Genomic DNA, 19,435 nt, shown 5'->3' on the forward strand with positions numbered 1-19,435 from the left:
GCTTTCGGGTACTCCTCGCATGCGTCACTTCGAGATGTTCGGCTGGCAGCCGAACCTACCTGGCACCACGCCATTCTCGGCTTTCGGGTACTCCTTGCTTGCACCACTCCGGCGAGTTCGGCTGGCAGCCGAACCTACCTGGCACCACGCCATTCTCGGCTTTCGGGTACTCCTTGCTTGCACCACTCCGGCGAGTTCGGCTGGCAGCCGAACCTACCTGGCACCACGCCATTCTCGACTTACGGGTACGCCTTGCTTGCACCACTCCGGCGAGTTCGGCTGGCAGCCGAACCTACCTGGCACCACGCCACTCTCGGCTGACGGGTACTCCTTGCATGGGTCGCTTCGGTGGGTTCCCGATCCTAGCGGCGCGCTCAGGACGCGGCGAAGGGCAACAAGCTTACCGTCACGCGGGTGCCTTCCGCCTCCGAGGTCTCGAAGGCGACGCCGCCGCCCAGCGTCTCGGCGATCAAGCGCGCCGAGTAGGTGCCCAATCCGGTGCCACCCTCCTTGCCGACCGTGTTGTACTTTTCGAAGAAATTGGCGCGGGCCGCCTCCGGCACCGCTCCCCGATTGTGCACGACCACCTTCGTCAACGGCCCCGCCTGCACCTGGACCCGCACCGTCTCGCCGGCAGGCGACGCCTCGATCGCGTTCTTGATCAGGTTGGCCATCATCGAGTAGCACAACAGCTCCTCGGCCAACACCAAGACCGGTCGCTCGCCGTAGGTCACGTCGATGTCCACGCCGACGTCCATTCCCCGGGAGAGGGTCTCCAGGTCGGTGGCGACCTTGCGCAAGGTGGCGGCGATATCCACCGATTCGGGCTTCAAGGCGTAGGTGCCCTGCTCCATCTTGACCAGGTCCAGCGACAGGTTGATCATGTCCAACAGCCGGTACCCCGCGCGCATGACGGTCGTCAGGCAGTCGTGCAAATCTTCGTCGATGTCGCGTTCCTCCTCCTCGAGGATCAACTGCGGTAGGTTGATGATCGCGTTCAGAGGCGTTCGCATGTCGTGGCGCGAGATGCGCTCCATGTCCTCGCGCATGCGGTTGTACTCGCGCAAAATCTCGTTTTGGCGCTCCAACTCCTCGCGTGCGTGCTTGAGTTCCAGGTGATTCTTGACCCGTGCCCGAACGATCGAGGCGGAGAATGGCTTAGTGATGTAGTCGACCGCGCCCAGCCCCAGGCCCCGAGCCTCGTCGCCGGTCTCGCTCAGCGCCGATACGAAGACGACCGGAATCCGCGCGGTCTGGGGATCAGCCTTCAACAAACGGCACACCTCGTAACCGTCCATGTCCGGCATGACGATGTCCAACAGGATCAGGTCCGGCGGGTTCGTGCGCGAACGGGCCACCTCCAGGGCGGCGCGGCCGCTGGTCGCGACCGAGACGGCATAACGGTCCCGCAGGCAGGCACCCAATATTTTGAGGTTGGCCCGGGTGTCGTCGACAATCAAGATACGGGATCGAAGGTCGTGCTTCATGGCTCATCCTGGAAGTCAATCACGGCGTGGTTCCATCGTTTCACACCCATCAAGGGCGCACAGGCGCATCAATCACGGCGCCCCCTGACCTGGACGCCCAGTTGGCGGGCGAGCTCGTCCACCAGGGGCTGGGCCCCCTCGAAATCGAATTGACCCAAACACTCCTCGAGCTCCGCGAGCGGCTCCTCGACCCAAGGCGCCCAGGCCGCCCGCTTCATCTGCTCCAGACAATCGTCCACGTCCAAGCTGCGCACCTCGATCAGCTCGGCCATGAGACCCAGCAACGGCTCTGGCTCGAGCGGTTCCTGCGGGGCGTCCTCGGCCGACGGGGTCGACCCGTCCGCCTCCTCGTCGCGCAGCGCCTCGAAGGGTTCCAAAATGTCGCGAAACGCGGCGGCACGGCCATCCAACACCTCGAGCAGACCTGCCACGGACTCGGGATCCTCGTCCTTGAAGGCCCGCTCCAAAGCCACCACTTCCTCGAAGAGGTCGGCGCCGCCGAGGTTGCCGACAACGCCCTTCAAGCCGTGGGTCAACCGTTGCCCGGCGGTCCCGTCGCCGGCCTCGGAATAGGCGCGAATCTGCCGCAACGTCTGCGAGAAATCGGTGCCGAAGGACACCAGCAGATCGCGAAGCAGCCGGCGGTTCCCGGCCACCCGGCGCAAGCCTTCCTCCAGGTCCATGCCCGGCAGGTTTTCGGGCAGGCGAATCGAGGCCTGGTCCCTCCGGCGCTTCGCAGAACCCGTGATATCCGTATTCGCCGTGCCCTCGCCCCGCTCCACCAGAATCGGCATCGCGTGCTTGCGCGCCAGCCAGCGATCGAGCGTCGCCACCAACACGTCGGGATCGATGGGCTTGGGCGTGTGGTCGTTCATGCCCGCGGCCAGGCACTTCTCGCGATCGCCGGCCATGGTGTGCGCCGTCATGGCGATGATCGGAATCGGCGGCAGTTCTTCGTCCCGCTCGGCCTCCCACTCGCGAATCAGCCGGGTGGCCTGGTACCCGTCGAGTTCGGGCATTTGAATGTCCATCAACACCAGGTCGTAGCCGGAACGCTTCTCGATGATCGCGTTGACCGCCTTGCGGCCGTTCTCGGCGATGATCACGATCAGGCCCGCCGCCTCCAGAAACTCGGTGGCCACCTGCTGGTTGGTGAGATTGTCTTCCACCAGCAGGACCCGCGCCCCGATCAGGCGGGCCGGGGCCATGGTGCGCTGGGGCGGCCCCGTGTTGATTTCTTCCTTTAGCGGCTTCTTGAGGAAGATCGACATGATCGAATCCAACAGCAGCGAGGGCCGCACCGGCTTGACCAGGAAGCCCTCGATACCGACCTCCTGGGCCTGGTTCACCACCGATTCGCGTCCGTAGGCCGTGACCATCAGAATCGCCGGCCCCTCGCAGGTTCGCGTCATCGACTTGATCTTGCGGATGGTCTCGACGCCGTCCATGCCCGGCATGTGCCAATCCATGATCACCAGGTCGAAGGGCGACATGTCGCTACCGCTTTCGAAATTGGCGATCGCTTCGCTGCCGGAACCGACGGCCTTCACCTCGAAGCTGAAATGGTTCAGGGTCTTGCTGATGATTTCGCGCGCCATGGGGTGGTCGTCGACGACCAGAACCCGAAGCCCACGCAAATCGGGCGGCGCCTGGACATGCACCTCGGGCTCCTCCTGGGTGCGGTCGAACACGGCGGAAAAACTGAACCGGCTCCCCTGCCCCAGCTCGCTCTCCACGCTGATTTGCCCGTGCATCATCTCCACCAACTGCTTGGAGATGGCCAGACCCAATCCCGTGCCGCCGTACTGGCGGGTGGTGGAGCTGTCGGCCTGGGAAAAGGCCTGGAACAGCCGCTGTTGGTGCTCCTGCGAGATGCCGATCCCGCTGTCGATCACGGTGAATCGCAGCACCACCCGATCCTGCTCGACCTGATTGGCGTCGCTCTCCAGGTAGGTGCGCGCATCGCGGCCGATCATGATCACGATATCCCCGTTCTGGGTGAACTTGATGGCGTTGCTGGTCAAGTTGGTCAACACCTGGCCCAGGCGCAGCGGATCGCCCACCAGGTTCAACGGCACGTCCGGCGCCATGAAGAACAGCAGTTCGAGGCCCTTCTCGTTGGCCTTCACGTTCATCATGTTCACCAGGTTCTCCATCACGTTGTCCAGGTTGAAGGGCACCTTTTCCAGGGACAACTTGCCGGCCTCCATTTTGGAGAAATCGAGAATGTCGTTGAGGATCTCCAGCAGGGCCTGCGACGAGGTCTTGACCTTTTTCAAGTAGTCGCGCTGTTGGGCGGTCAGCTTGGTGCGCAGGGCCAGCTCGGTCATGCCCATAATGGCGTTCATCGGGGTACGAATCTCATGGCTGGTATTGGCCAGAAAATCGCCCTTGGCACGGTTGGCCTCTTCCGCCTTTTCCTTGGCCGTCTGCAACTCGTGATTGAGTTTGACCAGCTCGGCCGTGCGCGAGGCCACCTCTTCCTCCAACCGGTCCTGGTGCTTCTCCAGCTCCGCTTCGCGACGTTGGATCTCGTCCAACATGGCGTTGAACCCCTCGGTCAGGCGCCCGATTTCGTCGTGCCCGTATTTCTTCGCCCGAATCGTGTAACCGGTGTCGTCGTGGGCCACCTTGACCGAGGTGTCGAGCAAATGGAGAATCGGCCCGGAGATCAGCATCTGGAACCGGGAAGCCAGCAACGAGGCCAGCAGCATGGAGACCAGCGCCACCAGGGCCGCCGCCAGCCCGAAGTTGCGCAGGCTCTGGTGCAGTTCGCGCAAATCGGTGCAGATGTAGCAGGTGCCGATATGTTGGCCGTCGAGCACGATCGGTTGGAAAATGTGGATCAGGCCGCTGCCCAGCGAAATCCCCTCGTGGTCCCGAGGCACGGCGGGCGGCTCGAAGCTGGGGCCATCCGGTCGCCGATAGTCGGCGAAGACCCGGCCATCGGGGGTGTAGATGCGTCCCAAGACCACGCTCCGGTTGGCGCGCAGCGAGCCCAGCGTCTCCTTGGCCGCTTCGTCGTCGCGGAAATACACCGCGGCCTGGCTGTTGGCGGCGGTGATTTCGGCCAGGATCGACAGGTCCTGAACCAATTTCGAGCGGAAGGTCATCAGCTCGATGACCAGGAACGAGCTACAGGCCAACCCGAGCACCACCATGTTGATGGTGACGACGAGCAGAATCAGCTTGGCCTTGATGGTCAGTTTCGCGAAGGGAATACGGCCTTTTTTGGACATGGATCGACCTTTCTGGGGGTCGCGGGTTGGGCTCAAAACCAGATTTTCAGTTCCACGGAGCCACTGGGCTCGTGCTCGTATAGGGTGATTTCGCGATTTTCACCGGCGAGGTCGCGACCGACCAGCGAAAGCTCGAATCGGCGGGACGGGCGGTAACCGACGTGCATGTCGAAGGTGGTGTAGGCGTCGATGGACAAGGGCGGCGGCGCCACCGGATTGGCGAGGGCCGCGTGAACGACGGAATCGACGTAGCGCCCGGTGATGTCGAGCTGCCAGGCGCGCCCGAAGTTCATGTAGGAACGCAAAGTGGCCTGGATCTCGGGGCTGCCGTTCTCCACGAAATCCACGAGATCGCGCAGGGGCAGGTCCCAGTCTTCGAGTTCCATCTCCATGTTCAGGTAATTGAGCGATCCGGCCAGGCGCCACCACTTGCCGTGGTGCCATTCGAGCGCCAGTTCGACGCCGGAACTGTGTCCCTTCATGGCGTTGACCCGCCGGAACCGACCGCGATCGCGCTCGTAATCGACCAAACCGTCATAGTCGTGGTAGAAGGTGCTCGCATCCAACCAGAACCCGGTCGTCAGCAGGGTGCGATACCCGATCTCGGCGGCGATCAGGTCGCTGGAGTCCAGTTGGGGGTTGCCCTCCACGGTGGGGCTCGGCGGGCCCACGATTCGGCCCATCAGCCCGCCGTCCCGCTCCAGCCGCGAGGGGACGTGGACCGCACGGGACGCGGCAAACCAGAGGTTGCGCTCGCGATTGCCGGGAAGTTTCCACAACAGGCGCGCACTGGGTTGGAGTTCTTCATGGGTAAATTCGTTGTGCTCGATCTTGGCGCCCCATTGAAGAAAGAGCCGACCTTCCCTCAGGGTCCAGCGATCTTGAATGAAGAGGTTGCTGACGGCCTCGTCGGTTTTCTGGGGCGCGAACTCGAAGCCTCCGGCAAGACCGCGCACGACGTCGTCCTCGATGTGGCGGTACCCGAAACCCCACACCAGATCGTGGTTTCCGACCTGACGATCCTGTTGGTACTCCAGGTCGTACACCACCCAATCGAACTCGCGCTCCCGTTTGAAATAGTCGATGTAGACCTGAACCGAATGGCCGACGTCGGCACCGGGATCACTTTGCCAGCGCGCCTGGAGGTAGGCGGCGCGGTCGTCGATCTGCAGCGGCGCGGGTGCGGTGGGACGGCGGCCGTGGCTGTTGAATTTCTCCCCGCTGACCATCAGGGAGGATTCGTTTTCGAAGCGGTGGTCCACCCGAAAGGAAAGGTGGAAATCCTCGACCTCATCGTCGGAACGGACCCGTGGGTCGAACGCCACAGCTTTCTGTTCGCGGAATTGGGACAGGGCGGATACCCGATAATCGGTGCGTTCGCCGAGCGCTCCCCCGTAACGAAAGATACCCAAACCGCGTTCGATGTTGCCGCCGGCCAGCGAGAGAAAGGGGCCGTGGGTTTCGGAGGCATGGCGGGTGATGATGTTGATGACGCCATTGACGGCGTTGGCGCCCCAGAGGGTGGAGCCCGGCCCTCGAATGACTTCGATCCGCGCCACGTCCTCGACGGGCAAATCGAACCGCGGCCAGAACACGCCCGAGAACAAGTGGTTGTAGATCGTGCGGCCGTCGATCAGGACGAGCAGCTTGTCGGCGTGCAGCTCGTTGAAGCCCCGAACGCTGATCGCCCAGACGTCGACCCCGATGCGGGCCACCTGGACGCCGGGCACCAATCGCAGGGCGTCGGCCAGCGAAATGGCGCCGGACCGGACCATATCTTCGCGGGTCACCACGAACACGGCCGCCGCGCTGTCGGACAGGACGCGTGGGGCTTTGTCGGCCGAGACCACCTTGATGCTGATCAGTTCTTCGATGCTGAGCTGGGCGAGCCGATCCATGCGCTCCTGGTCGTCGGAAAAAGACGTGAAAAGCAGCATCATGCTCAGGGAAAAGGGGTTGGAGACGAGGACATGCAGCACGGGTCACCTCGGCCGGCTTGCGGAAAACCGATCGTTGTGGGACGAGTCCCAGGCTTGGCGGGGCCAGGAGGTGGAGCCGGGCCACCCACCGACCGTTTTCGCGAAACTGATCGAAAAACCGATTTGCGGCCGCAAGACATCGCGGGCGACCCGGTCGGCAGGCATCGGAAATCGTGGACATGGTTTCATTCGCCGCTCCTTCAGGTTCCGTCGATGACCTTGGCGAGTCGCAGCAGTTGGGAGCCGATTTTCAGCCCCGCCTTGCGACTTGCCTTGGGGTTGATTTCGAAGCGAATCGTCTCGTCCGCCTCGAAGAAGTTGATCATGACGCCGCGCTCACCCAATCCCGCCTGATCGCTCACGGTCAGGATCGGTCGGCGTTCCAGGCGGGTGAAGATGGTGTCCAGCTTCTCGATTTCGGAGGCCGAGATGAACAACATGTCGCAGCCTTCCAACTCCGCCAGCGAGGCGACTCGCCGGATCTCCAGCGCCCGCCCTTTGACGATGCGGCCCTGGTAGTGGTCGATCACCTCGCCGAAGGGATCCTCGCCGAGGATGCAGAACACGAAGGGTTCCTCGTCGCCGAGCGTGGTCTTCGGCCAACGCACGAAAGGCACGAACTTGAACAGGAGGGTGGCCTTGATCTCGGCATCGGTAATCGGTTCGCCGGCGCCCGTCTGGGCGACCAGGTGCACCATCGCGACCAAGAGACAGAAAAGCCCGACTCGCAGGGTCCAACGCCACCAGCCCATTCCTTCGCGGACGGTCGACGGGCGCGGTCGCGTCCCGGGTGGCGGAGGCACCCCGTTCATTTGGCCGGTTCCTCGGGCGAGGGTTTGCAGATCATCTCGCAGACTTGATTGCGGCCGTCGGCCTTGGCCTGGTAGAGACAGGAGTCGGCCTGGAGCAACAGGTCGACCGGGCGACTCTCGTGGTCCGGCACCATGGCGGCCGCGCCCACACTGACGGTGACTCGCTCGAAGGTGCCCTCGCCCTCGTGGGGAATGTCCAGGTCTTGTACGGCACGGCGCATCGACTCCCCGACCGCCACGGCGCCCTGCAGGCCGGTGGACGGCAGCACGGCGGCGAACTCCTCCCCCCCGTAGCGGGCCACCAGATCTTCGGGTCGGTTGAGTTCCGTGGAGAGGGCACGGGCGACGGCCTTGAGGCATTCGTCACCGCGCGCGTGACCGTAGTGATCGTTGAAGCCCTTGAAGTGATCCACATCGATCATGATCAGCCCCAGCGAATGGCCGCTGCGTTTGCCGCGGCGCCACTCGTCGTGCAGACGCTCTTCGAATTGGCGGCGGTTGGGGATTTCGGTGAGCGGATCGAGACTGGCCAGGGTTTCCAGCAGATCCGATTGTTTCTTCAGACGCAGATGGGTTTTCACCCGTGCCAACACGATCGGCAGGTGAAAGGGCTTGGTGATGTAATCCACCGCGCCCAGCTCCAATCCCAGCGTTTCGTCCTCCATTTCGTCCTTGGACGTCACGAAAATGATGGGAATGTCCCTGGTTCGCTGATCGCTCTTCAAGCGCCGACAGGTCTCGTACCCGTCCATGTCCGGCATCAGGATGTCCAGCAGGATCAGGTCGGGCGGTTGCTCCAGGGCCAACTGCAGGGCCTGCAGTCCGTTGGTGGCGACCGACACGTCGTAGATGCCGCGAATGGCCTGCCCCAAAATCTTGATATTGGCAGGGATATCGTCAACAATCATGACGCGTTGCCGCTTGGGCACTGTGATCATCGCGACGGCCTCCTGGCGGGGCAGCACTTGAACGGTTCGGAGGGGTATTCGAAGCCGAGCCCGAAGCGGGCCAAGCGCGGGTTCTTTTTTGTTATTATCCTGGTTTCTAAAAACACCCGTCAAGTTTGGGCTGGTGCCACCAGGTAAAAATCAACTATATCCCGCTGTAGGTGACGCGAACCCCCATCGATTTTCGGGTTTCTCGTCAAAAGTCCCAAATCACTGGGAACACATGTATTGCCAAGCCATCGCTTTTCCTCCAGGCGCATGTGTTCGAACGCTCCGATTCGATTACGGCGCCCATACCCCGCGCGCATAACGGCATATTGTTAGATTATGGGTATTATCTCTGGCAGTATAGTTTTTTCCGCGCACGGCAAAACCCAAAAGACGCCATCATTCACATTTTCTCGAATATGCACGAATATGATGAGCTCATTTCGCCCAAAGCCGTTTCACTTCGAAACCCGAATTCAGGTGGGGTTGCGCACCGTGAAGACCGGCAGGTGCCAGACGACATACCCTTCCGGGTGGTGGACGTCGTCGATATAGGCCTGGAAGTGGGCCTTGGCTTCTTCGACTGGCAGGTCGCAGGCTTCGCTGATGAAGGCGGCGTAGCCTTCCGACCAGAATCGGAAAATCCCCTCCCACACCTCGGCGGGCGTGTTGATCGTGTCGGGGCTGGCGTAATGGCAACCGATCTCCTCGAATCCGAGCGACTTGAGTAGGCCATAACACTTGCGGCCCACGAACAGGTCCGAAGCGCGCTTCTGGAGACCGGGCTGGATGCGGTGCCAGAACAGGTCGGGCACTACGGGCGCCCCGTTGATCATGCCGTAATCCTCGACCAGGAAGTAGAGCAGGCCGCCGGGCCGAACGACACGCGCCATTTCGCGGATGACCTTTTCCGGAGACGGCACCACCTGCAGCATGTGGCGATTGACGGCCAAATCGAACCGATTGTCTTCGAACGGCAGGGCGGTGGCGTCGCCGACGGTGAAAGAGACGTTGTCCACATCGCGGGCGCGCTGGTTGGCGATGTCGATGATGCGCGGCTCGAGATCCATGCCGGTGATGGAGGAGAAGCCCAGGTCCCGAGCCAACCGCAGCGTGATTTCACCGGGTCCGCAGCCCACGTCCAAGACGTTGGGGTAGGCCGTCGAGTCCAACCGTTCGAACCACCACTGTTCGCGGGGCCAGACGGCGTCGGCCTGCTTGGCCAGGGTGTGCACCATGACGTCGCCGGCCATGATTTCGGAATGGGCGTACTCGCCGCTGGGAAATTCGTGCATGGATCTCGACCTCCAGGACATGTTTCCTTCATCTTATCCGGTCGCGGCGCGCGCTGCGGGGCAAAGTCGCGGGGGGATGCCGGCAGCGGGCCCGCGTCGGTGGGCCCTCGGGCGACGATGGGCCACCGCCGGTTCCGGATACGTCGATCGCCACGGCCCCCTTTGTCGTGGACGTCGTAGCCAGCCGCGCCCGACCATGCACCGGAGCGAGCCTCGTCGAAGTCCCCGCATGCCGAGGGTGACGTCGTCGCGGTAGGTTGGCCGGCCCGGCCGACATTTCGAAATGAGTAACCTCGAAGTTCCCGCATGCCGAGAGTGACGTCGTCGCGGTAGGTTGGCCGGCCCGGCCGACATTTCGAAGTGCGTAACCTCGAAGTTCCCGCATGCCGAGAGTGACGTCGTCGCGGTAGGTTGGCCGGCCCGGCCGACATTTCGAAACAACCCAAGGCTGCAGAGATACGAAACGCCAAAGAGCGAAGCACCAATAGAAGCATGGCGCTTCGGAATGTGCGACCAGCGGTCGCACCTACCTGGCGGCACCATGCCCTGGAGTTACGGGAACTCCCGGCATCGGTCACTTTGATGGATGGAGCGGGCCAGCCAAGGCGGTCCACTCACCTACGGATCTTCCCGGCCCAGCCTTACCGGTCCTTCGCGGCACCGCCTACCAAAAACACGGACTCTCCCAGTCATTTCCGCATCGCCGGGAGCGAGCTCCATCAACCACCGCCTCCACGCGCATTGGCTTCGCTGCCTGCCGCCACCAACGGGCCGCGACGGTTCTTTCGGCCTGGGCTTCCATAGGTTGCAGTCGATGCCCTCACAGGGATCACTGGGGTCGAGATGAGCCGAGCGCCGCCCATGCCGTCATTTGTGATATTTCACATGCCGTGGGCGAAATAGATTCGTGGGTCGGGTTGTCTCTCTACGGGACTGGCGGAAAACACAATGAAACCGAAGAGTAAGAGGTGGCCGTGTCTCCCGGAATCGGTACGTCCGGAAGACCTGGGTTCGGAACTCGACGCCATCGCCACTCGCGGTTCGCCGCTCTGCCATTCGCCCTTGATCAACCCCTGGAGAGGAGCTCTACATGCTTCGAACGCCGTCCCCAAGGACCTTGGCCGTTTGTGCGCTCTTGACGACCCTCGCGTTTGCGCCGCCGCTGTTCGGCGGGGCCTGGACCCCCGAGCGGGGCCGAACCTACCTGAAGCTATCCGCCAATCTCTTCAAGAGCGACGCGAATTACAACGCCGCCGGCGATCGCGTCGACCCCTTCGAAGATTTTCCCGACCAATACGCCAAGTTTCGTGACGAAAACCTGTCGCTCTATTTCGAGCACGGGCTGACGGACCGCTTGGCCGTCTTCGGCAGCTTCACCTATAAAGATATCGAGCAGTCGCTCAAAAACGCCTTTCTCGAATTGAGCCTCGGCAACGACGACTTCGCCGATTTCGACCTGGGCCTGCGTTACCAACTGACCGAGGGTCCCAACGTTTGGGCGCTCGCCTTCACGGCCAAGCTGCCCTACCTTTACGATGAGGACGACGACATCCCGCTGGGCAACGGACAGGAGGACTACGAGGTGCGCGGTCTCTACGGGCGCAGCCTCGGCCGCGGGTTTTACGGAGGGCTGGAGGCCGGCTACCGCTTCCGCACCGAAGACCCTTCCGACGAGTGGCGCTTCCTGGGCGAGCTCGGTTGGAGCTATCGCCGCTTCTACGCGCGCACCAAGTTGGACCTGATCCGGTCGGTGGACGAGCTGGACACCAGCAGCCCCCTGGCCAATCCCCTGATCAACCCCGCTTTCGATCTCACCAAGCTGGAACTGACGGCCGGCTTGTCGCTCAACAAGACCTGGTACCTGGAATACACCTACACCGACACGCTCGACGGCAAGAATACGGCAGAGGGCTTCAACAACCAATGGGCCCTGGTCGCCTCCTTCTAACGACCCCACGCCAACGACCCTGCATCGTCGCCATGCCACGCACCCGGCAAGCGGCCATCTCACGCGTCAACCGTGCCTTGCTACGCTCTCACCGACCCCAACGATCACGAAAAGAGGTAAGACGATGTTTCGATTCTCCACCTGGCTGTGCCTGAGCCTGCTGACCTCGCCCTTGTGGGCCCAGACCCGAATGGTGCCCCACGTCACGCCGAGTGCCGGCGATTTCAAGACCGAACTCCTGCTGGTCAACCCTTCCACGACCGAACAGATTCTGGACCTGATGCTCTTCACGGCCGACGGCACCCCACTGGAACCCACCAGTCGCACGCTGGCCGCCGGCGCGACCCAGGTCCTCACGCCGGAAGACCTGGCGCCCGGCGAGGTGCTCTCCCACTTCCTGGTCACCAACGACTCCGACATCGAGATCACGGTCTCGTATCAGGACGCCCAGGGCAACAACAGCGCGGCCCACGTGGAGACCAGCACGCGCCAGGCGGTGCGCTGGCGGATCTACCCGGCCACGCTGGGCGACGCCTTGGACGGCTTGGCGATCGTCAACATGGACGACCAGAACCGCGACATCCAGGTCCGCCAGGTGGGGTACGACGGTGTGGAGATCGCGCGTGCCACGATCGCCAACCTGAACTCCAAGGCCAAGGGCCTGTACCTGTTCAACGATTTCACCACGCGTGCGGAGACCTGGTACGAGGTGTTCTCGCCGGGTCCGTTGGCGCTGACGGCGCTGCGTTTCTCGACCGCCGGTGAAGGTGCGCGCTTCTTCTGGGCGACCGCGGCGGTACCCCTGCCGGCCCTGGTGGAGAACGAGAACCAGCCGCCGACGATCACGGGCCAGGTGGACCTGAGCATCACGGCGGGCACGAGCCTGACCCTGACCCTGGACCAGCTCACCATCGAGGATCCCGACAACGCGCCCGAGGACTGGGTATTGATGGTCGCCGACGGGACGAACTACACCCGCGACGGCAACACGATCACGCCGGTGGACGGCTTCGTGGGCATGCTGGACGTGCCGGTCACCTGCTCGGACGGCATCAGCCAGAGCGACAGCTACCTGGTGCAGGTCACGGTGACGGCGGCGGAGGACCCACGCATCGGCACGGTGGCGACCTTGCGCAACAGCGCCACCTACGGCATCAGCGGCCGGGCGGTGATCGTGGACGAGCGAACCATCCGCCTGGAGAACTTCAGCTACAACGGCGGCGGCCCGGACGTGCGCGTCTACCTGGGCTTGAACAACGATTTCGTCAACGGCCCGATCATCAGCGACAGCCTGAGCGGCACGGTCTTCAACAACGAGACGCTGGAGCTGACGATCCCCGAGTCCGTGAGCCTGGACGACTTCAACGCGATCAGCATCTGGTGCACCCTGTTCTCGATCAGCTTCTCGGAAGGCACCTTCCAGTAAGAGCGCGGCCCCGAGCGCGGAACCCCCTTGAAAACCGGGGGGTTTCGTGGTTGAAGGTGTCCTTTTCCCGAAATCTCACGGACGGGCGATACCCTTTTCCGGTTGGGTCTCGCCCGTTTCGTGCGGTGTTTCGAGGAACCAGGAACCTCAGCGATCCAGAAGCGCCGCCTGGTCGGAGGGATCGATCGCGAGGTACATGAAATCGAGAATGTCGATGACGCCATCGCTATTGGGATCCACGGCATAATCGCCCTTCCAAAACGGAGCCAACATCCACCAATCGGCGACGTTGTTCATGCCATCCCCATTGAAATCGCGAAACACATCCTCGGAGGGAACCAGCAGCGTCACCTCCAGGGCGGTGATCCACTCCGCCCCGACCCTTTTCTCGAGTTCGATTTGGTGACGGCCAGGTGGTGCGTCCTGAACGATGAGCCATTTTTCTTCCTCTTGGGCGGTTAGTCCAGGGGGTGGATTCCATCGACCAAAATCACTGAGCCACCCATCGACCCTTTGAAAGAATCCGGTCATGTGAATGCCCAGGGTTTGAACCTTCGGATCTGCAATCAGCGAGACCTGGCCAGGAAAGGCGTCAACCTGGAGATAAAATGGTCGGCTTCGCGTGGTGCCACACAAATTGGTGTCTTCCCGCATATAGAATCCGATGTCCGAAGGCTCGACGGGGGTCCCCCCAAAACTGAGCGATGGTTCTGTCGCGCCCTCGATGGGAATGCCATCCTTGTACCACTGGTAGGTCATGGGCTCGCTTCCAAAGCTGGGTATATACAATTGACCTCGATCACTGAGCCTGGCCCCCATCTCCAACGGCGGTTGCAGGAACCGCGGAGCCGAGCAGGTCGCCGGTGACAATTTCTTGACCCACATGTTGTTCATTCCCGAGGCGGTCGTTTGAAAGGCATCGTCCGTCACCTGTATGGCTCCGGTTACCGACCCGGCCAGGACCAACTGGTTGTCCTCGGTCAACGCGATGCCCGCAACCCGAGTATCGCCGCGCCCACCGAGATAGGTCGCGTAGGCCAACTGACAGTTGCGGTCCATTTCCACGAGGACGACATCGTCGTGGCCATTGTGGATCCAGCCTGATGCATCTCTGGTCGCAAGATCCGAGGAACTCGTTTTCATGGTGAGAAAGGTCCGGTTCTCTCTGGTGACCACGATGCCTTCGGGAATATCCTCTCCGTTCCCGCCGATACAGGCCGTCCAGAGGAATTGGCCGGTAGCCGCGACGAACTTGGAGACGAATCCATGCAAGTCGCTGCTCAAGTCGGGGCAAGGTGGCGTCCGAAAATCACTGTTTCGGGTAGCTCCGGCCAAATAGAGATGACCGTTGCCATCGAAAGCCATAAATGCCTTGGTATCCAGTTCGGCATCCACCATGACGCCGTACTCCAAGGCTTGCCAGGAGGGTGGCAGCTTCCAGAGAAACAAATTGCCAGGATCGCCAGAGCCTCCCACCGTGGACGTATGCGGAAAGACCGAGGGTTGATCGGCCCTACCGGCCAAATAGACAGAGCCCGTATCATCGACAGCCACCGCGGTAGCTTCTCCATTACTGACGGTGGGGCTGTTGAAAAAACCCAAACTGGTGCTGGTCAGGATGGTGCCACCATCGGCCGAAAGTTGCGTGAGAAAAGGGCTTTTGTTTTGGGAGGGACCCGAAAGGACACCATCGGTGACGGGCCATGCATCTTCCGCATAACCAGCGATGTATGCCTGGCCAAAGCCGTCCACGGCCAGGTCGTTGGCATAGCCCCGCGATTCAGAGAGAAACGTGGCGTAGTCCAGATGGGAGCCTCCACCACTGAGTTTGGCGACAAAGACACCGTCCCCGGTTCTTCCGTCGGCGGGTACCACGGCGCCGCTGGTCGTGGGAAAATCATTCGAATTCGATTTCCCGGTCACATACAGGGCGCCGTCGGGCCCCAGGCTGAGGGCGGCCGGTACATCGGAGCCGCTCCCGCCGAGATAAGTGGAAAACACCAGTTGCGAACCGTCCGGGCTCAGCTTGGTGATCACCACATCCGAGGAACCGGCTACATTCGGTTGGTAAGCTCCCTCGCTGACCGGAAAATCGGGGGCATAGACTTCGCCGGTCACATATACGGCACCGGCGTCGTCTACGATGACATCATGGGCTTCCGGTTCGGGATAAAGACCGATCTTGGTACTGAACGGCGATGTTTCGAGCGCTGAATCGAGGCGGGTCACCCACCAGTAATCCGAAGCGGGCTCAGAGAAACCCCAGTCGCGGTTGGTGGGAAAATCGTGAGAATCGGAAATCCCGATGACGACCAAATCACCACGGTCCATCCTCGCGACAGCAAGGGGCCTTTCCCAATTCGAACCGCCCAGATAGGTCGCCGCCAAAACGTCTGTACCATCGGCATTGAGGGTACAGACGACGGCTTCAGGGTCATCGTGGTCTTCGGCATCGAAGGCACTGTCGGGAACGGGGATGGTCGCGTTGTCTGTCGCCTGGAGGACGACCGTCGCCTGTCCATGATCGTCGATCGCCAATCCATAACCCCACGACAAATTATTCTCGACCAACCCCGTCGCATAAACCAACTCGGAGCCATCCGGTTTGACCTTGGCCACGAAGACGGAGTCCCGGCGGGGAATCTCTTCGAGAAAGGCACCAGGCGTCGTTTGGAATTCGGGACTGGCAAAACCCGTCACGTAGACGTGTCCATCCGGACCGGTGGTCATATCGTAAATCCCGGTATAGGACCCGGAAAACACATGGACGGCCATGAGATCGCTGCCATCGGCTCGCAAAAGGAAAATAAGGGCGGTACTGGACCGACCCGGATCGTTGGCGAGAGGGAAATCCTGGGATGAGGTATGTCCGGCCATCCAGAGATCGCCATTGACAGAAAAATGAACCGTTGTCGGTTCCCATTCATGGGATTGACCGCCAATGAACGTGGAGAAGATCAACCCCCTGCCCGGATGAATCTTGGCAGCGAAGAAATCGGTCTCATCCTTGACCGTATCGTGGGCGCCGGCGGTCGTCGGCAGGTCATCCGAATCGGTTCGGCCATAGAGAATGATGCCGCCGTCGTCGGCAACGGCCAAGTCGGTGGCCTCATCCCAGGAACTGCCGCCGAAAAACGTCGCGTAGCGAATTCGGTTGGCTTGCGGGTCCAAAATGGCGAGAAACGCGTCATTGTCCCCATTGGGAATTCGATCGTAAGCGTCTTCGGTGGTGGGGAAATCCGCGGAGTTGGTACGGCCGGTCAAGGCAATCGCACCGTCCGGCAAAACCTCCAAACCGGTGGCGGTTTCGAATTGGGTGCCGCCGAAATAAGTGGACCACAACAATCGAGAACCATCGGGTGAGAACTTGGCGACGTAAATGTCGGCATCTGCCGCATAGCCATGAAGCGTCGTTTCTCCCTGAGGCATGCTGCCCGACGAAGTACCACCCGCAATGTAGATGTTCTCGTCTTTGTCGACGGCGACATTCGAGAAGCGAATGGTTTTGTCGACCAGCGACCCCAGCGACCCTCCTCCGCCACCGCCCAAGTAGGTTCCCCAAACCAAGGTGCCCTCGATATACAGGGGGCGATTACGGTCGTGGGCGTCGACGGAAAGGGAAAGCGTTTCCCCCGAGACGGCCGAGCGGACAGGAAGCGCTTGAGCCCCCTCCTCCGCCGGCTGCCAGGCCCGCAGGCGGCTGAGCGAGATCTCGGTATCGTGGGTGGGCCCCCGCTTCGAGGAAAAGCCTTGGGCCGCCAGCCCGATGAGGGCCGGATCGCTGCCGGGCGCAATCTCGAACCGCACCTTCAGACCGTCGCGGTCGGGTTCGTAGGTCAGGTCGATCCCTTGCCAAACACGGGCATAGGTCAGGGATTTGGAGGAACTGAGATGGGTCAGCCAATGTTCCGGGCTTCCCTTGAGAATGTTGACCCGGTGACCGGAAGGCGCGCCCAATTCGGGTGAGACCATGGCGCCGTTTACATGGCGAAGGGTCGCGGACGTCTTGCGGGCGCGATCGCCCATGAATGCCAGACCTTCCTTCGAAAACGAGAGCTTGCGTCCGTCCGAATGGAAGACCGCTTCGACGCTCGGGTCGTCCACCAATTTCTTTCCCGATTTCGCCCGGGCCTGGTTACCCAGAAAATAACCGTGATCGGTCTGAGCCAACCCCAGGGAACCCATCAACACGCACAACACCGCAACGAGGACCTTCATATCCAAATGACTCCTAGGGCCACAGCCCAAATTTTCAACTGCCGAAACCGGCTTAAAAAACAGAAAAAAATCGAAAAATTCATCTCAAGACCAATGGTTCACGATCAAAAAACCAACATATAGACCCAAAAATTTAACAGATCGATACCTTATTGACAAAATCAATAAATCGTAAAACCTAAAAAATTACGCTTCACTTTCCCAACCGCATGCCGCATGCACAACGCCTCCCATGGGTCGGGGGGATGGTCGAACCCTTCATGGATTCAACCGCCTGTTGGAATAAGCCAATTCGAGAGGAAAAGGCCATCTTCCGATGAAAGGGGCTCGGGCAGCGAAATCCCGAACGGCGAAAGAGATCCACGAACTGCCGTTTTTTGGACACTTGGGCATGAAGACCGACATCAAGCGGTCTTCACCAGTTCAAGTCCCTTCGAGGACCAAAACCCGCCAATCTTTTTTTAAAACATTCATACCAGGTATAAGGGACCCTATAATCGAGACCAGGAGCTAAGTTTCAAAAGCGTTGTCGTTACGCCGAGATGGGCCTCTAGGCTGAGGATGGGAAGGTTGAGGAACACGAACCTATTGATCCACATCTGAGGGTTGAAATGTCACCTCCACCTACACGACTTATCAGGTGGAGTGCTCATGGGAACCGTCATAGCCATGGACGGTCACCCCAAATGCGCTTCCGACAGGTAAGCGGAAGGCAGGGATTCATGGAGAGTGTGTAGCTAGGCCATGGAATGAGTACCGACTTGCAGAACGCAAGGGCAAAGACTGTGATAGGCAACCGCCCCCATCCGCTTGAGTCCAGAATGCAAACCGGGGAAGGCCAGTGGTTCAGAGAATCCAAACCGACTTAGTACTGACATAGCGAGTTCCGCACTGTGGCGACCTTGCGCAACAGCACCACAAACGGCATCAGCGGCCGTGCGGTGATCGTGGACGCGCGCACCATCCGCCTGGAGAACTTCATGAAGATTTTTTAAAAAAATTGGCGGGTTTTGGTCCTCGATGGGACTTGAACTGGCGAAGACCACGTCTTGACGTCGGTCACCATGCCCAAACATCCAACAAACGGCAGCTCGTGAGTCTCCATTGCCGTTCAGGATGTCGCTGCCCGAGTCCCTTCATCGGAACGTGCCCCCTCTCGAAACGCGAAGGTTCTCGGTGCATTCGGGCTAATGCCATTCCAAAGGAAGGATCACCCATTGAAACATGCTCCAAGCCTCATTCTATTGTGTTTACTCGGAGGTTGCGCCGGCCTGAATCCGAATCCGGGCGAACGAAGCGCCGACGTCTTTTGGGACCGCTACGAACACCAAAAAGCATTGGAAATCATTCGACCCAGAGCGGAAGAGGGAATTCCATGGGCCCAATTACGGTTGGGTGTGGCTTATGAACTCGGCAAAGGCGTCGAGCAAGACCACGAAGAGGCCCTCAGGTGGTACAAAAAAGTGGCCGTCCAAAATGAATCGGGGCCATGGGCGAATGGTCTCACGGTGGGCGCAGTTGGAAGAGCCGGCTATTTCAACCAAAATAGTGATGCCATGGTCGCGCAATTCCAAATTGCAAACATCTACCTCAAGGGCGAAGGTGTCCCCAAGGACCTCACCAAAGCCTATTTGTGGGCCAATCACGTCTTCAAAGCCAGTGCGGGACACGATGTGTTCTTTTGTTGTGAATTCTCAGGCGGCCGCTACATCATGCAGGTCCACATCAAAGAAACCCTGGAACAGACCGAACGCGAGATGACGGCCGAACAAAGAGAAAAGGCACGCGATCTGGCCGCACGTTGGCAACCGAACACGGACCCTTGACGCGGAAACCGGGCCTTCCTTTGGCCGCCGAGCCTAGGTGACCAAAGGACGGTCTGCGGCTTCGACCGGACCCGGCACCGGCGACTCCCCTTGCTGACGATTTCGAGGGCTCGCCGGGTTTCCCTCGAAACCCGGATCCTGCAGATTCAAAACCGACTTATTTTTCACAAAATGGATGAATAACTTTTAGGTCAATTGTTTTGGATAGATTTTTGCGCTTCATGTTAAACTGGCCATACGCTTTTTCCAAAAAACACAAAATGACCAATT

11 protein-coding genes are annotated in these 19,435 nt (G+C 60.7%); 4 read left to right on the forward strand and 7 right to left on the reverse strand.

What is annotated here, in order from left to right:
* Window positions 1-374: 374 nt before the first annotated feature.
* The 6 genes from J3U87_RS32000 to J3U87_RS32025 form a co-directional block, all read right to left on the reverse strand.
* A complete protein-coding gene (locus tag J3U87_RS32000) occupies window positions 375-1,487 on the reverse strand; it encodes a hybrid sensor histidine kinase/response regulator (protein ID WP_237379874.1) in 1,113 nt (370 codons plus the stop codon).
* A 68-nt stretch (window positions 1,488-1,555) separates the two neighbouring features.
* Window positions 1,556-4,726, reverse strand: coding sequence for a response regulator (locus tag J3U87_RS32005; protein WP_237379875.1), 3,171 nt, complete (start codon window positions 4,724-4,726; stop codon window positions 1,556-1,558).
* 32 nt (window positions 4,727-4,758) lie between these two features.
* On the reverse strand, window positions 4,759-6,705 hold the full coding sequence (locus tag J3U87_RS32010; protein ID WP_237379876.1) for a TonB-dependent receptor plug domain-containing protein: 1,947 nt from the start codon (window positions 6,703-6,705) through the stop codon (window positions 4,759-4,761).
* A 200-nt stretch (window positions 6,706-6,905) separates the two neighbouring features.
* On the reverse strand, window positions 6,906-7,517 hold the full coding sequence (locus J3U87_RS32015) for a TOL_0243 family YfiR-like periplasmic protein (protein WP_237379877.1): 612 nt from the start codon (window positions 7,515-7,517) through the stop codon (window positions 6,906-6,908).
* Window positions 7,514-8,455: a diguanylate cyclase domain-containing protein gene (locus J3U87_RS32020; RefSeq protein WP_237379878.1), complete on the reverse strand. Its 942-nt coding sequence runs from the start codon at window positions 8,453-8,455 to the stop codon at window positions 7,514-7,516. The genes J3U87_RS32015 and J3U87_RS32020 overlap by 4 nt, the downstream gene beginning before the upstream one ends.
* 473 nt (window positions 8,456-8,928) lie before the next feature.
* Window positions 8,929-9,747, reverse strand: a complete 819-nt coding sequence (locus tag J3U87_RS32025) for a class I SAM-dependent methyltransferase (protein WP_237379879.1) — start codon at window positions 9,745-9,747, stop codon at window positions 8,929-8,931.
* A 1,090-nt stretch (window positions 9,748-10,837) separates the two neighbouring features.
* On the opposite strand from J3U87_RS32025, the gene J3U87_RS32030 reads away from it, so the two are divergent.
* Together J3U87_RS32030 and J3U87_RS32035 are read left to right on the forward strand one after the other, a co-directional pair.
* Window positions 10,838-11,695, forward strand: a complete 858-nt coding sequence (locus J3U87_RS32030) for a hypothetical protein (protein ID WP_237379880.1) — start codon at window positions 10,838-10,840, stop codon at window positions 11,693-11,695.
* A 124-nt stretch (window positions 11,696-11,819) separates the two neighbouring features.
* Entirely contained in the window at window positions 11,820-13,121 is a 1,302-nt protein-coding gene (locus J3U87_RS32035; protein WP_237379881.1) for a DM13 domain-containing protein, read from the forward strand.
* 147 nt (window positions 13,122-13,268) lie between these two features.
* Here the strand turns inward: J3U87_RS32035 and J3U87_RS32040 are convergent, their stop codons facing one another.
* Window positions 13,269-17,339: a DUF7948 domain-containing protein gene (locus J3U87_RS32040; RefSeq protein WP_237379882.1), complete on the reverse strand. Its 4,071-nt coding sequence runs from the start codon at window positions 17,337-17,339 to the stop codon at window positions 13,269-13,271.
* Window positions 17,340-18,232: 893 nt separating this feature from the next.
* Between J3U87_RS32040 and J3U87_RS32045 the strand changes: the two genes are divergently transcribed.
* The gene (locus J3U87_RS32045) at window positions 18,233-18,334 is read left to right on the forward strand and encodes a DM13 domain-containing protein (protein ID WP_237379883.1); all 102 of its coding nucleotides are present in this window, start codon (window positions 18,233-18,235) and stop codon (window positions 18,332-18,334) included.
* Window positions 18,335-18,556: 222 nt separating this feature from the next.
* Complete coding sequence (locus J3U87_RS32050) at window positions 18,557-19,165, forward strand: tetratricopeptide repeat protein (protein ID WP_237379884.1); 609 nt, start codon at window positions 18,557-18,559, stop codon at window positions 19,163-19,165.
* The last annotated feature ends 270 nt before the right edge of the window (window positions 19,166-19,435 follow it).

Origin of the sequence: Sulfidibacter corallicola (genome assembly GCF_017498545.1) — a bacterium.
In the GTDB taxonomy this organism is placed as follows: Bacteria; Acidobacteriota; Holophagae; order Acanthopleuribacterales; family Acanthopleuribacteraceae; genus Sulfidibacter; species Sulfidibacter corallicola.

What these genes read in the sequence shown, in the direction of transcription:
- J3U87_RS32000 (WP_237379874.1), bottom strand. Translation starts at nt 1,487, where the DNA reads ATGAAGCACGACCTTCGATCCCGTATCTTGATTGTCGACGACACCCGG.
- J3U87_RS32005 (WP_237379875.1), bottom strand. Translation starts at nt 4,726, where the DNA reads ATGTCCAAAAAAGGCCGTATTCCCTTCGCGAAACTGACCATCAAGGCC.
- J3U87_RS32015 (WP_237379877.1), bottom strand. Translation starts at nt 7,517, where the DNA reads ATGAACGGGGTGCCTCCGCCACCCGGGACGCGACCGCGCCCGTCGACC.
- J3U87_RS32020 (WP_237379878.1), bottom strand. Translation starts at nt 8,455, where the DNA reads ATGATCACAGTGCCCAAGCGGCAACGCGTCATGATTGTTGACGATATC.
- J3U87_RS32025 (WP_237379879.1), bottom strand. Translation starts at nt 9,747, where the DNA reads ATGCACGAATTTCCCAGCGGCGAGTACGCCCATTCCGAAATCATGGCC.
- J3U87_RS32030 (WP_237379880.1), top strand. Translation starts at nt 10,838, where the DNA reads ATGCTTCGAACGCCGTCCCCAAGGACCTTGGCCGTTTGTGCGCTCTTG.
- J3U87_RS32035 (WP_237379881.1), top strand. Translation starts at nt 11,820, where the DNA reads ATGTTTCGATTCTCCACCTGGCTGTGCCTGAGCCTGCTGACCTCGCCC.
- J3U87_RS32040 (WP_237379882.1), bottom strand. Translation starts at nt 17,339, where the DNA reads ATGAAGGTCCTCGTTGCGGTGTTGTGCGTGTTGATGGGTTCCCTGGGG.